The organism is Shewanella submarina (assembly GCF_042646185.1).
In the GTDB taxonomy this organism is placed as follows: domain Bacteria; phylum Pseudomonadota; class Gammaproteobacteria; order Enterobacterales; family Shewanellaceae; genus Shewanella; species Shewanella corallii.
Genome location: NZ_JBHRTD010000023.1, coordinates 83190 through 97284, shown reverse-complemented (window position 1 = coordinate 97284; position 14095 = coordinate 83190). Strand labels below are relative to the sequence as shown.

Here is a 14095-nt window from a genome sequence, read left to right as displayed (position 1 = left end):
GAGGCTTTTCATGCCAGGGGCAGTTGCCGTTAGCGACCTTCCCTCTCGACCTGCTCATCAAGCTTTGCTGCCCGTTGTGCCGTGTCGATGGAGGCGCATTATAGGGAGCTGAATTATTTGCGCAAGCCCTTTTTCAAAGAAAATTCGCACTTTTTGATGATTTATGGGTTAAGCACAAACTAACTACGGGTTACCCCCAGAGTTATCAACAGAAGGCTTATTTTTAGCCAGTTTTTAGCCTGTATTAATCAAGCTAAGTTTATTTAATTCTGTGTTCAGCGAGTATTTGATTAGTACTTATTAGCTATATAAGTAAAAAGGCGACCCTAAGGTCGCCTTTTCTATATTTGTACTATTGCTATCAGCTCAGTTTACCGTGGCACTGTTTGTACTTCTTACCACTGCCACATGGGCAAGGATCGTTACGGCCAACTTTTTCGCCCTGGCGAACTGTTGGTACATGACCCTGCTGTTCTGGCATAGCTGGCTCGCCGGTAACTGATTCCGCTTCTGCGTGTTGGAAATCACGTTGCAGTTTAGCTTCTTCCTGGCGACGACGCTCTTCCATCTCATCTACATCAGACTGAGCCTGTACCTGAACCTTGGATAGAATGCTGATCACATCATGCTTCAGGCTTTCCAGCATCTGCTGGAACAGCTCGAAGGATTCACGTTTGTATTCCTGCTTAGGATTCTTCTGCGCATAACCACGCAGGTGAATACCCTGACGCAGATGATCCATTGCAGCCAGGTGCTCTTTCCACAGACCATCCAGAGTCTGCAGCATTACCGCTTTTTCGAATTGACGCAGAACCGGCGCACCGACCATCTCTTCCTTCGCTTTGTAAGATGTGCTCCAGGCGTCGATGATGCGCTCACGCAGCGTATCTTCGTAAAGGTCTTCCTCTTCGTCCAGCCACTTCTGTACCGGCAGTTGCAGAGCGAACTCCTGGTGCAGACGCTGCTCAAGGCCAGGTACGTCCCACAGTTCTTCAACAGACTGAGGTGGGATGTACTGATCGATCAGCGAAGCCAGTACGTCGAATTCGATATTCTTGATCGTGTCTTCAATGCTTTCGGCATCCATCAGCTCATTACGCTGAGCATAAACCACCTGACGCTGGTCGTTGGCCACGTCATCGAATTCCAGCAATTGCTTACGGATATCGAAGTTACGGGCTTCAACTTTACGCTGGGCGTTTTCAATGGCGCGGGATACCCACTTGTGCTCGATAGCCTCGCCCTCTTCCATGCCCAGCGCTTTCATCATGTTGGATACACGCTCGGAGGCGAAGATACGCATCAGGCTGTCTTCCATGGACAGATAGAAACGGGATGAACCGGCATCACCCTGACGGCCGGAACGACCACGCAGCTGGTTGTCGATACGGCGGGATTCGTGACGCTCGGTACCCAGAATATGCAGACCACCTGCAGCCACTACGGCATCATGGCGCTCCTGCCAATCGGCACGGATTGCAGCAACCTGCTCTTCGGAGGGTTCACCCAGGGCTTCAATTTCTGACTTCCAGTTACCACCCAGCACGATATCGGTACCACGACCGGCCATGTTGGTAGCAACGGTGACTGCACCTGCACGACCCGCTTGAGCAACAATTTCAGCTTCTTTTTCGTGGAACTTGGCGTTCAGTACCTGGTGCGGGATCTTATCCTGGTTGAGCAGGTGAGACAGTAATTCAGATTGTTCGATAGAAACAGTACCCACCAACACAGGCTGGCCACGCTCACGACAGTCTTTAATGTCTGCAATGATGGCGTTGTACTTCTCGGCAGCGGTCAGATAAACCAGATCAGCCATGTCGTTACGAACCATTGGACGGTTGGTTGGTACTACTACGGTATCCAGGCCATAAATGCTCTGGAATTCGAAAGCTTCGGTATCTGCGGTACCTGTCATACCAGCCAGCTTGTCGTACTGACGGAAGTAGTTCTGGAAAGTAATAGAGGCCAGGGTCTGGTTTTCGTTCTGGATCTTCACACCTTCTTTAGCTTCTACCGCCTGGTGCAGACCTTCGGACCAACGACGACCAGCCATGGTACGGCCAGTGTGCTCATCAACAATCACCACTTCACCATTCTGAACCACATAGTCCACATCCTTTTCAAACAGGGTGTGAGCACGCAGAGCGGCGTTTACGTGATGCAGCAATGAGATGTTGGCCGCTGAATAAAGAGAGTCACCTTCAGGCAGCATGCCTTTTTCAATCAGCAGCTGCTCAATCTTCTCCTGACCACGTTCAGTCAGGTGAACCTGCTTGGCTTTTTCATCTATGGTGTAGTCACCTTCACCAACATACTCTTCAGTATCTTCTTTATCCTGACGTACCAGATGGGGGATCAGGGTATTCATCTTGGTGTACAGCTCAGAGCTGTCTTCTGCCGCACCGGAGATAATCAACGGAGTACGGGCTTCATCGATCAGGATGGAGTCAACCTCATCGATCAGCGCGTAGTGCAGTGGACGCTGCACACGTTCAGCAGGAGAGAAAGCCATGTTGTCACGCAGATAATCGAAACCAAACTCGTTGTTGGTACCGTAGGTAATATCTGAGTTATAGGCGTCTTTCTTCTGGTCTGGACTCAGACCGGCAACGTTGATGCCGACGCTCATACCCAGGAATTCAAACAGTGGACGGTTGGTTTCGGCGTCACGACGGGCCAGGTAGTCGTTCACGGTAATGACGTGAACACCTTTGCCGGTCAGGCCGTTCAGGTAAGCTGGCAGAGTCGCGGTCAGGGTTTTACCTTCACCGGTACGCATCTCGGCGATGCGGTTACTGTCCAGTACCATGCCACCGATGAGCTGAACGTCGAAGTGGCGCATCTCAAATACGCGCTTGGACGCTTCACGCACAGTGGCGAAAGATTCAGGGATAAGGGACTCGAGAGTTTCGCCTTTCTCCAGGCGCTCACGGAACTCAGCAGTCTTTGCTTTCAGTTCTTCATCGGTGAGTTTTTCGAATTCTGCTTCCAGTGCATTGATTTTGTCGACGGCTTTGCCAAGGGACTTAAGGGTGCGGTCATTGCGACTGCCAAAAATTTTTGTCAGTAAATTACCAAACATCTGATTCACTTATTATCTTTGTAGGCTGTTCCACTATTCATGGTGTGAGCCAGGATTAATTATTTGCTTTGCGGTAGACGTACTTACTCGGATCGATCTGCTGTCCACCCCGCAACACCTCATAATGCACATGAGGGCCTGTCGACCTTCCTGTGCTTCCCATACTGGCAATCTTTGCACCTTTGGCAACGACGTCACCTACGCTGACATGAACCGTCTTGTTATGGCCGTAACGGGTTCGAAGTCCATTACCATGGTCTATTTCAACCAAATTACCATAACCAAACATACTGCCTGCCCAAGTTACTACACCGCCGGCAGTGGCAATGACATCAGCCCCTTCACTGCCCGCGAAATCGATGCCTTTATGCATGGTGCGACGTCCATTAAATGGATCATTCCTTAGCCCATAAGGGGAAGACAACCAACCTTTGCCAATTGGTCGACCGGAAATATATCGCTCCTGATCTATATGGAGATTGGACGCCACAGTTTCAAGTAGCGGAAGCTGAACTTTGCTTGTGTCCATCCGCTGCACCATGGCATCCATGTCCTGGATCAACTGATCCAGTTCAATGCTTTGCCCGAGATCACTCATACCTCCCACGCCGGCTTTGGCGGAGAAGTCGAATTGGTCCTCGAGTTTATAAGTTTGGGCAACCTGTTGCCCCATGGCTTCCAGACGGGTCATTTCCGCCTGCATACGCGCGACATGGGCAGCCAGGGTGGCCAATTGGGATTCGGTAGCGTGCTTGAGATCTTCAACTTGTTGCTGTTGAACTTTGCGAGCCTGACGCTCACTATCTACACGCGTTTCTTGATTGGAAAATTTTTCGAAGGAATATTGCGCGACACCAGCCCCTGCTGCCAATAATAGTATTGGCAGCACCAACCAGCTTTTGCCCGGTTGCCAACGGGTAACCCCGTTCCGACCCTGAATTAAAACTGTTACACTCATAGCCTTAGTTAGCCATCTCGTTTTTCTATGAAAAAGCACCCTCAAGACCTCAGTCGACTCATGCATCACTCAGGTAAACTGCCAAATCTGGCAGAGAAAGCAGAGTTACTGAGACAATTGGATCAGCAGGTCAAACAAATGCTGTCAGAGCACGTTGCCGAGCAGCTCCAGGTGGCTAATCTCCGCGAGGGCGTGCTGGTGATCGAAACCACCTCTGCTGCCTGGGCAGCCCGCATCAACTTTCAAAAGTCCATGTTATTGACGCAACTTCAGGCACAAACGCTCCCAATGCTTACTGCTATCGAGGTCAAAGTCAACCCGGCGTTGGCCATAAGAGCGACTGAGTCCAAAATCACGCACAGGCAACTATCGCCAGATGCTGCAGCTCATATTGAAGCCCTGGCAGAGCATACCGATGGCAGTCTGGCCCAGAAACTAAAACGGCTGGCTGCATTAGCCAGCCGTAATCGGCAGTCATAACATTTCGAATTTATGCCAGTGCCATTGCACCGGAGGCGAAGCGTACTGGCACTTCAGCTTCATTATCGAAGCTCACCAACTCCCAGGCATCTTCCTGTGCCAGCACAGCTCTAACCAATTGGTTATTCAGAGCATGGCCAGTCTTGTAGGCACAGAACTCACCCAGAATCGCATGACCTGATACATACAGATCACCGAATGCATCCAGAATTTTGTGCTTAACAAACTCATCCTCATAACGCAGACCATCGGGGTTGAGGACGCGGTATTCATCAAGCACAACCGCATTTTCCATGCTGCCACCCAACGCCAAGTTGTTGGCACGCAGGTATTCGATATCACGCATAAATCCGAAAGTACGGGCGCGGCTGATATCTTTGACAAAAGCATCGGTAGAGAAATCCATTACCATGTGCTGTTGACTGCGGGCAATTTCAGGATGCGCAAAGTCGATGGCGAAGTTCACACGGAAACCATTGAATGGACGCAGTTCGGCCCACTTGTCTCCGTCTTCAACACGAACGGTACGCTTAATACGCAGATATTTTTTGGCTGCACGCTGCTGTTCAATACCAGCGGTTTGCAACAGGAATACCCATGGGCTGGCGCTGCCATCCATAATTGGGATTTCAGGTGCATCCACTTCGATAATGGCATTGTCGATACCCAGGCCAGCCAGGGCAGCGAACAGGTGCTCGATTGTTGAGATACGTACGCCTTCATCGTTCACCAGTGCTGTACACATGGTGGTTTCACGAACCTGATCCGCAATAGCTGGAATCACCACTGCTGGTTCAAGATCGGTGCGCACGAGTTTAATACCCGAGTTAATCGGCGCGGGTTTGATGGTCAAAGTCACCTTGTTGCCCGAATGCAGGCCAACGCCGGTGGTCTTTACCATTTTTTGAACAGTTCTTTGAAAAATCATTCAGTTACCCGTGTAAGTCTCAACAAATCGCTGGTGTTATTGTTGCTAAAAACAGCCCCTCCAGCTCAAGCTGGTCGGATATGCTAGCACAAAACCACCAATTGGCAAAAATTCCTGCAATTGACGGGCGGGCAATCACCAGGCAACAGTGTCTGCCTTCGCCCTGTCAACACAGCTTTTATCAGTCTGCCTGCTTACGCAAAAACGCTGGAATATCCAGATAATCCAGATCATTCTTTGGCGCTGGAGCCGCTGCAGGCTGAGGCTTGGCCTGAGTCTGCTGAGGCGCAGTATTGCCCATGGCAGATGGCTGAGGTGCTGGAGTTTCCTCGGCGTAAACCGGAGTTTCCACACGCACTTCAGGCTCTGGACGTGGAGCAGGCTTGGATACCAGCTGGATATCAGGCTTCTTCTCAGCGCCAATACCAGTGGCAACCACAGTTACGCGCAGCTCATCGCTCATTTCAGGGTCAATCACCGCACCAACAACTACTGTGGCATTGTCAGAAGCGTAAGCCTTAACATGGTTACCTACAGTCTCGAACTCTTCGATGCTCATATCCATACCGGCGGTGATGTTCACCAGTACGCCGCGTGCACCTGCCAGATCGATATCTTCCAGCAATGGGCTGGCAACAGCCGCTTCGGCGGCTTCTTCTGCACGGTCTTCACCGGAAGCCACACCAGTACCCATCATGGCATTACCCATTTCGGACATAACAGTCTTAACGTCTGCAAAGTCGACGTTAATCAGGCCCGGACGGGTGATCAGTTCGGCAATACCCTGTACCGCGCCCAGCAATACATTGTTGGCAGCAGCAAAGGCATCCAGCAGAGACGTACCACGCCCCAGCACTTTCAGCAGCTTTTCATTAGGAATGGTGATCAGCGAGTCAACATGCTTGGCCAGCTCACCAATACCCTGCTCCGCGAAGGTCATACGCTTCTTACCTTCAAACGGGAACGGCTTGGTTACCACAGCAACAGTCAGGATACCCTCTTCACGGGCAATCTGAGCCACTACCGGAGCAGCACCAGTACCTGTACCACCACCCATACCGGCCGCGATAAAGATCATATCTGACCCTTTGATCGCAGCACGGATGTTTTCTTTGTCTTCTTCAGCAGCAAGACGACCGATTTCCGGGTTGGCTCCAGCCCCCAGACCTTTGGTCACATCACGGCCCAGCTGAATAGTGGAGCCAGCTGCTGACTTACGCAGAGCCTGCGCATCTGTATTGGTTGCGATGAATTCAACACCTTCGATGTTGTGCTTCACCATATGTTCGACGGCGTTACCACCGCCGCCACCGACACCGATGACTTTAATCACCGCTTCGTCGGAATGGGTGTCCATGATCTCAAACATGGTCAATTCTCCGTTGTTGCCTGCGTTATCTTTTAAAACTCGCCTTTAAACCAGCTCTGAACCCGATTCCAGAGACTGGTAACCCCCTGGCGCTCAGGACGTTCGTACTGACGTTCCAGTACCTGTCTGGCGCCGTAATGCAACAAACCTACCCCGGTTGCATAGATAGGCTGGTCGACATATTCATGTAACCCTTTAACCGGCAGAGGTGATGCCACCCTGACCGGCATGCCGAAGGTCGCTTCCGCTACTTCGACTGCACCCTCAATGGATGCGGTACCACCGGTCAATACAATCCCGGCAGCAATCTGCTCCTCAAGTCCGCTGTCACGCAGCTCCTTGAGAACCAGTTCAAACAATTCCTGATACCTTGGCTCTACCACCTCCGCCAATGTATGGCGGGACATGGTGCGGGATGGACGACCACCCACGGAAGGCACCTCAATACTGTCTTCCCGACTCACAGCAGCACTGCGCGCACTGGCGTACTGCACTTTGATCTGCTCAGCGTGAGACAGAGGAGTACGGAAAATCTTGGCAATGTCATTGGTCACCTGGTTACCAGCTACCGGCACCACGGCGCAGTGACGTAAAGCCCCATTGGTGTACACCGCGATATCTGTAGTACCACCACCGATATCCACTATGCAGACACCCAGATCTTTCTCGTCATTGGTCAGCACTGAATCAGCAGAGGCGATACCGGAAAACACCAGGTCATCCACCTTCAGGCCGCAGCGCTCAACACTCTTGGTGATGTTCTTGGCCATATCGTTGGCACAGGTGACGATATGCACCTTGGCTTCCATACGCATGCCCGACATACCAATTGGGCTGCGGATACCTTCCTGAACATCAATCGCGTACTCCTGAGGCAACACATGCAGGATACGACGCTCTGTCGGTATTTTTACCGAGCGGGCGGTGTGGATGACGTTGTCCACATCTTCCTGGGTCACCTCTTCATCATTGATGGAGACCATGCCGTTTTCGTTCTGACAGGCGATATGCTTGCCGGAAATGCTCAGGTATACAGATGACACCTGACAGTCCGCCATCAATTCAGCCTGATCCAATGCCCGCTGCACGCTGCGAACGATTGAGTCGAGGTCGTTTACCCCACCCTTGTCCATCCCCCGGGACGGATGATTGCCCAGGCCGATCACACTGATCTCGCCATCTGGCATCACTTCACCGATGATCACGGCAACCTTGGACGTACCAATGTCCAGGCCAACAATGAGATTTCTATCCAGGTTCTTGGTCATTCTTTAACGACTCTCTTGTTGTGCATCATCCCAGCCGACTGCCAGCCCAGTGTCATAACGCAGGTCTACCCGCGCGACCTTGTTCGGCTGCTTGGCCAATACCGGATACACATTAATAAACCTCTGTATCCGCGCCATTTTATCTTCGCGCCCCAACTCCAGCATCACGCCGTTGTCGAGCACGGCCCGCCAGGCATGACGGGCGTTCAAACTTAAACTCTTCAATCCGAAGCCATTGATTTGCAATAGCTCCCTGATTTGTCTGTAACTGGTCAACACATCCTTTGCCATGGCATCAGGACCCGCCAGTTGCGGCAGTTGATCTATCCCCTCTTTATCGGGGGCCTCAAACACCTGCCCGTGTTCGTTCAACCACTTGTCGCCATTCCAGTGGGCGACCGGTTGTTGTTCCTGCAAAAACACCTTCAGACGCGCCGGCCACTTTCTTCTGACCGATGCCTGGTATACCCAGGGCAGCTCTTCCAGTGCTTCCTGCACCTGATTAACGTCTGCGCTGAAAAAGCTTCTGCGCATCAGGCTTTGCAGGGCGGCCTGGATTTCGGCATCACTGGTATATTGCCGATCGCCCTTGATAATCACAGACTCGATGGGCAACGCCTCAGCGTCGCCAAGCAGGTCGTGTAACCTCAGTGCGCTCAGGGAAAAGGCACTGATCACCAGCAGCAAAAATGCCAGCCCACTGACCAAGTACCAATCCACTGCAGCAAGTCGTTGCCGCCAGTGGCGCATCTTATCCTTCCAGCTCACACTGTTTCCGCCCCATACACCGGCTACGCATGGCGAAAACCGGCAATTATATAGCGCTCACCCCCGGGGTCAAAAATTCATTTAAAGCACCGGGTTACAGTTCAAATTTCAAACTGCGATGGCGTTATTTTTACTTTTTATCAAAGCCCAGTTTGGTACTGGCAAGCTCACGGGATAATGCACCGATATTGCCTGCCCCCTGAGTCAGCAACAGATCACCATCCTGCAGAATGTCCGGCAGCATCTCCGGCAACTGCTCAGGGGTCGCAACAAACACAGGATCAACCTGCCCACGCACCCTGATGGAGCGACTCAACGCCCGGCCATCGGCACCGGCAATCGGTGTTTCTCCGGCGGCATACACATCCAGCAACAGGAGCACATCCACCTGGGACAGCACATCCACGAAATCCTCATACAGATCCCGGGTACGGGTGTATCTGTGCGGCTGATAGGCCATCACCAAACGCTTGTCCGGCCAGCCGGCGCGAGCAGCCTTAATGGTGGCAGCTACCTCACTGGGGTGATGTCCATAGTCATCAACCAGCATCACCTTACCGTTGGCAGTGTCGTACTCGCCCAAATGCTGGAAGCGACGGCCAATACCCTCAAAGCTCGCCAATGCACGCACAATGGCGTCATCGTCGATATCATCCTCAGTGGCCACTGCAATGGCTGCCAATGCGTTCTGCACGTTGTGACGGCCTGGCAAATTCAGCACCAGATCCAGATCGTCTTTATCTCTGCGGCGCAGGGTGAAACTGCACTGATGGCCTTTTTGCTCAAAATTCAGTGCCTGCACGTCGGCATCGTCACTGAAGCCGTAGGTCACTATATGGCGACCGATTCGCGGCAAAATTTCGCGCACCACAGGATCGTCGATACACATTACAGCCACACCGTAAAACGGCAGGTTGTGCAGGAAGTCCACGAAGGTGGTCTTCAGTTGTTCAAAGTCACCGCCATAGGTATCCATATGGTCGGCTTCGATATTGGTGACCACACTCACCATAGGTTGCAGATGCAGGAAACTGGCATCGCTCTCGTCGGCCTCGGCAATCAGATAACGGCTGCTGCCCAGGCGGGCATTGGTACCGGCACTGTTAAGCAAACCACCGATAACAAAAGTCGGGTCACGCTCAGCTTCGCCATACACGCTGGCGATCAAACTTGTGGTCGTGGTCTTGCCATGGGTACCGGCAACAGCCACACCGTGACGGTAACGCATCAGCTCAGCCAGCATCTCAGCACGGCGCACCACGGGAATACGCTGCTCTCTGGCGTAGGCAATTTCAGAGTTCTCCTGATTAATCGCCGTAGATACCACCACCACGTCGGCATCCTTCATACACTCCTGTGTATGGCCTATGGTGATTTCGGCACCCAGTGCCAGCAGGCGATCTGTCAACGCGCTCTGAGCAATATCCGAACCGCTGACGTCATAACCTTCATTAACCAGTACTTCCGCGATACCGCCCATACCAGCACCGCCGATACCCACAAAGTGGATTCGACGTACCCGACGCATCTCGGGGATCATTTTACGGAACTGCTTGTACTTCTCTGTCGTTCTCATGTTTAACCTTTTTCAGCCAGAGCCTTGCAGATATCTGCAACCCTGGTAGTGGAATCCAACACCGCCACTTCTCTGGCTCTTTGTCCCATACGGACCAATTCTTCTCTGTCACTGGCCAGCATTTGCAGCTTGTCGGCCAGCTTCTCAACACTGACTATGGGCTGTGGCAGCAGGAACGCAGCACCTGCATCCACCAACACCTTGGCGTTCAGCGTCTGATGGTCATCCACAGCGTGTGGATATGGCACCAACAGACTCGGCAGCCCAACCGCTGCCAGCTCAGATACAGTCAAGGCACCACTACGGCAGACCACAACGTCAGCCCAGCGATAAGCCGCTTCCATATCATCGATAAACTCGGCGACTTTTACGCCGCCGTCCTGTCCCAGCTGCTGATAGTGCGCTTTGACCTGACTTTCATTATCTCTGCCAACCTGATGCCACACAGTGACCGACTGCTGCTTACTCAGCGCGGCAACCACATCCGGCATCAGATCGTTGAATACCTTGGCTCCCAGGCTGCCACCGACCACCAGGACTTTCAGTGCCTGATCGTCTTTACAGACTCTGGGACATGCCCCCAATTGCATCAGCTCTTCCCGGATCGGATTGCCAACCACCTGAGCGTCATCACGCAATCCGGTAAATGTGCCGTTATCAAAGGCGCAAAGCACCCTGGCTGCTATCCGGGACAACAATTTGTTGGTCATACCGGGAATCGCATTCTGCTCATGCAGTACCAAAGGCACACCGGCCAACCTGGCTGCTACACCGCCCGGGCCACTGGCGAAGCCGCCCATACCCAGCACGACATCGGGTTTGAACTCGTTTATCACAGTCCGCGCCTGCATAATGGAGCGCAGGATCTTAAATGGCGCTGCCAATTTGCGGATCAAACCGTTACCACGTACTCCCTTGATATCGATAAAGTTGATATCAAAGCCATACTGAGGAACCAGTCGCGCCTCCATTCGGTCGGCTGTACCCAGCCATCTGACCTGCCATCCCTGTTTGGCCAATGCTTTGGCAACAGCCAGCGCCGGAAACACATGTCCCCCGGTTCCACCTGCCATTACCAGAATTCGTTTTTCCACTTTCTTCTCGGCCATCAGTTATTTGCCTTTGCCCTGTACCGCCTGGACCTGACTAAGGCGTCTCTCATAATCAATCCGCAGCAAAATCATGGCTGCGGCTGTCATAACCCATAAACTACTGCCCCCATAGCTGATAAAGGGCAGGGTCAATCCTTTGGTCGGCAACATGCCGATACTAGCGCCTATGTTCACCACGGTCTGGAACCCTATCCAGATCCCCAGGCCATAGGCCAGATAACCTTCAAATGCCTTGTCTGAGGTCAGACACCAGTTGCCAATCTGCACCGCCCGAATCACCAAGAACATGAGTACTGACAACACGGCGATAATGCCGACAAAGCCCAACTCTTCACCTACTACAGCGAAGATAAAGTCAGTGTGCGCTTCCGGCAGGTATTCAAGTTTCTGAATACTGTTGCCCAGCCCCTGACCAAACCAGTCGCCACGACCATAGGCCATCAAAGACTGAGTTAACTGGTACCCCGTGCCAAAGGGATCCTGCCAGGGATCCAGGAAGGAGGTTACCCTTCGCATCCGGTATGGCTCGGCTACAACCAGCAGCACGAACAGCGCCAAACCCGCCATGATCAGGATAATGAAATCCTTCAATCTGGCGCCCGCCAGCCACAACAGACCAACGGTAATCACAAACAGCACCACCACAGTGCCCAGATCCGGCTGCAGCAGAATCAAGAAGGCATAAACCGCCAGCACTCCAATCGGCTTGTAAAAGCCTTTGGCGTTTTCCCGAATCTCTTCGTGCCGTCTGACCAGGTAGCCCGCCATATAGATTGCAAAGGCAAACTTGGCCAACTCAGCAACCTGGATACGGATCGGCCCCACAGCCAGCCAGCGGGTTGCACCATTAACCGTGTGTCCCACGGCCAACACCAGCAGCAACATCCCCAGTACGGTAAAGAGCAATTTGTTGCTGTACTTATCCCAATAGACGATAGGTACTCTCAACACCCCGGCGGCAATCACCACACAACCGGCCAAATAGACCAGATGTCGAACCACAAAGTGGAACGGGTTACCGGTCAGGGTCTGGGCTTCGGCCAACGAGGCCGACATCACCATTACAAAACCAAACGCGATCAGTGCCAGCACAGTACCCAGCAGGCTTCTGTCATACAGCTGCATGCCGGGTGCGTCACCACCGCCTAACCAGTTCCGCCACGGCCAGTCAGGACGGCGTTCAAACAGCCCCAACTGACGTTCGTTACTGGCCATCCAGAGCCTCCACCTGAGCCCTGAAGTCATCCCCCCGGGCCATAAAGTGCGGATACATATCCAGGCTCGCACAGGCAGGAGACAGGAGCACAATGTCACCGGCTTCAGCCAGCTGGGCAGCTCTGGTCACTGCCTGAGCCATATCCTGCACCTCAATGGCGCCCTCTTTCAGAGCTGCGATTCTGTGGCCGTCACGACCCAGAGTAATCACAGTCGCCACCTTCTCCAGCAATGGCTGCAGCGATGAGAAATCTGCGCCTTTACCATCACCACCGGCGATTAAAATCACCTTGCCCGGGTAATCTTCAAGTCCTGCCAACGCTGCGGCTGTCGCTCCCACGTTGGTCGCCTTGGAGTCATTTACCCAGGTCACACTGTTACGGCGGGCAACCCGCTCGCATCTGTGGCTTAAGCCGGTAAAGCTGGCAGCCACTTTCACCATGGCAGCCTTGCTGATACCTGCGGCGTAAGCCAATGCCATCGCCGCCAGCACATTGGCCACGTTATGACGGCCTATCAGCGCGACATCGCCTACAGGCATAATTTCTGATGTGCCATGAACCAACATGCCATCACGAATACCCCAGTCATCACCCTGAGGATTGTCCAAACCAAAGCTCTCGCGATTGCCCGGCTCCAGCGGCAGCGTCAGCTCATCTTCTCTGTTGTACAGATCCAGATGGCTCTGGCGATACAGACCCATTTTGGCGAATCGATAGCTAACCAGATCTGTGTACCTGTCCATATGGTCTTCGCTGATATTCAGGCAAGTCGCCGCAACACAGTTCAGACTCTGGGTGGTTTCCAGCTGAAAACTGGACAACTCAAGTACATACAGCTCATGGCCTTTACCCAGCAGATCCAGCGCAGGCGTACCAATATTGCCGCCAACACCCACAGATCTACCGTCGGCTTCAGCCATCAGTCCCACCAGAGTGGTCACAGTGCTTTTACCGTTGGAACCCGTAATACCAATAGTTTTGGGCGATTGATCTTTCAGGTCACGGGCGAACAGTTCGATATCACCAATCACCTCTATGCCCATATCCAGCGCGGCCCGCACTTCAGGCGTGCTCAGGGCAATTCCCGGGCTGATAATGATCTGCTGCGCCTGCACCAGATAACGACAATCAAAACCACCGCTGCCAAGCACCACATCAGGAAACTCACGGGCCAGATCAGCGGCACCGGGCGGGTTATCCCGACTATCCATCACCATGGGCACTATGCCCCTGGCGCAGAGGTAACGAACTACAGACAGGCCAGTAGCACCAAGACCCAGCACAATGTGGGTTGGGGCTGTGCCTGTCATAGCTACATCTGCACTACTCATCGC

The 14095-nt window shown here is 52.9% G+C and carries 11 protein-coding genes; 1 reads left to right on the top strand and 10 read right to left on the bottom strand.

The genetic code is table 11. The features are described from left to right. Positions 1 to 361: 361 nt before the first annotated feature. Positions 362 to 3085, bottom strand: a complete 2724-nt coding sequence (secA, locus tag ACFOE0_RS23200; RefSeq protein ID WP_248937634.1) for a preprotein translocase subunit SecA — start codon at positions 3083 to 3085, stop codon at positions 362 to 364. 55 nt (positions 3086 to 3140) lie between these two features. Then, positions 3141 to 4043 carry a M23 family metallopeptidase gene (locus tag ACFOE0_RS23195; protein WP_248937633.1) on the bottom strand — a complete coding sequence of 301 codons (903 nt, stop codon included), beginning with the start codon at positions 4041 to 4043 and terminating at the stop codon, positions 3141 to 3143. Positions 4044 to 4070: 27 nt separating this feature from the next. Between ACFOE0_RS23195 and ACFOE0_RS23190 the strand changes: the two genes are divergently transcribed. Beyond that, positions 4071 to 4523, top strand: a complete 453-nt coding sequence (locus tag ACFOE0_RS23190) for a DUF721 domain-containing protein (RefSeq protein WP_115138759.1) — start codon at positions 4071 to 4073, stop codon at positions 4521 to 4523. A gap of 10 nt (positions 4524 to 4533) precedes the next feature. Here ACFOE0_RS23190 and lpxC read toward each other — a convergent pair whose 3' ends face one another. From lpxC to murD, 8 genes are all read right to left on the bottom strand, one after another. After that, positions 4534 to 5451 carry a UDP-3-O-acyl-N-acetylglucosamine deacetylase gene (gene lpxC / locus ACFOE0_RS23185; RefSeq protein WP_115138758.1) on the bottom strand — a complete coding sequence of 306 codons (918 nt, stop codon included), beginning with the start codon at positions 5449 to 5451 and terminating at the stop codon, positions 4534 to 4536. Between the two features lie 181 nt (positions 5452 to 5632). Beyond that, the gene (gene ftsZ / locus ACFOE0_RS23180) at positions 5633 to 6820 is read right to left on the bottom strand and encodes a cell division protein FtsZ (protein WP_248937632.1); all 1188 of its coding nucleotides are present in this window, start codon (positions 6818 to 6820) and stop codon (positions 5633 to 5635) included. A 32-nt stretch (positions 6821 to 6852) separates the two neighbouring features. Continuing rightward, positions 6853 to 8088, bottom strand: a complete 1236-nt coding sequence (gene ftsA / locus ACFOE0_RS23175) for a cell division protein FtsA (RefSeq protein ID WP_115138756.1) — start codon at positions 8086 to 8088, stop codon at positions 6853 to 6855. Positions 8089 to 8091: 3 nt separating this feature from the next. Then, entirely contained in the window at positions 8092 to 8856 is a 765-nt protein-coding gene (locus ACFOE0_RS23170; protein ID WP_248937631.1) for a cell division protein FtsQ/DivIB, read from the bottom strand. A gap of 130 nt (positions 8857 to 8986) precedes the next feature. Next, complete coding sequence (gene murC, locus ACFOE0_RS23165; protein ID WP_248937630.1) at positions 8987 to 10432, bottom strand: UDP-N-acetylmuramate--L-alanine ligase; 1446 nt, start codon at positions 10430 to 10432, stop codon at positions 8987 to 8989. Positions 10433 to 10434: 2 nt separating this feature from the next. Further along, positions 10435 to 11541, bottom strand: coding sequence for an undecaprenyldiphospho-muramoylpentapeptide beta-N-acetylglucosaminyltransferase (gene murG / locus ACFOE0_RS23160; RefSeq protein WP_248937629.1), 1107 nt, complete (start codon positions 11539 to 11541; stop codon positions 10435 to 10437). Between the two features lie 3 nt (positions 11542 to 11544). Next, a complete protein-coding gene (gene ftsW, locus ACFOE0_RS23155) occupies positions 11545 to 12759 on the bottom strand; it encodes a cell division protein FtsW (RefSeq protein ID WP_248937628.1) in 1215 nt (404 codons plus the stop codon). Beyond that, positions 12749 to 14092, bottom strand: coding sequence for a UDP-N-acetylmuramoyl-L-alanine--D-glutamate ligase (gene murD / locus ACFOE0_RS23150; RefSeq protein ID WP_248937627.1), 1344 nt, complete (start codon positions 14090 to 14092; stop codon positions 12749 to 12751). The genes ftsW and murD overlap by 11 nt, the downstream gene beginning before the upstream one ends. Between the last annotated feature and the right edge of the window lie 3 nt (positions 14093 to 14095).

Excerpts from the sequence above, each read along its gene's own strand:
- secA (WP_248937634.1), bottom strand. The coding sequence starts at position 3,085 with ATGTTTGGTAATTTACTGACAAAAATTTTTGGCAGTCGCAATGACCGC.
- ACFOE0_RS23195 (WP_248937633.1), bottom strand. The coding sequence starts at position 4,043 with ATGAGTGTAACAGTTTTAATTCAGGGTCGGAACGGGGTTACCCGTTGG.
- ACFOE0_RS23190 (WP_115138759.1), top strand. The coding sequence starts at position 4,071 with ATGAAAAAGCACCCTCAAGACCTCAGTCGACTCATGCATCACTCAGGT.
- lpxC (WP_115138758.1), bottom strand. The coding sequence starts at position 5,451 with ATGATTTTTCAAAGAACTGTTCAAAAAATGGTAAAGACCACCGGCGTT.
- ftsZ (WP_248937632.1), bottom strand. The coding sequence starts at position 6,820 with ATGTTTGAGATCATGGACACCCATTCCGACGAAGCGGTGATTAAAGTC.
- ftsA (WP_115138756.1), bottom strand. The coding sequence starts at position 8,088 with ATGACCAAGAACCTGGATAGAAATCTCATTGTTGGCCTGGACATTGGT.
- murC (WP_248937630.1), bottom strand. The coding sequence starts at position 10,432 with ATGAGAACGACAGAGAAGTACAAGCAGTTCCGTAAAATGATCCCCGAG.
- murG (WP_248937629.1), bottom strand. The coding sequence starts at position 11,541 with ATGGCCGAGAAGAAAGTGGAAAAACGAATTCTGGTAATGGCAGGTGGA.
- ftsW (WP_248937628.1), bottom strand. The coding sequence starts at position 12,759 with ATGGCCAGTAACGAACGTCAGTTGGGGCTGTTTGAACGCCGTCCTGAC.
- murD (WP_248937627.1), bottom strand. The coding sequence starts at position 14,092 with ATGAGTAGTGCAGATGTAGCTATGACAGGCACAGCCCCAACCCACATT.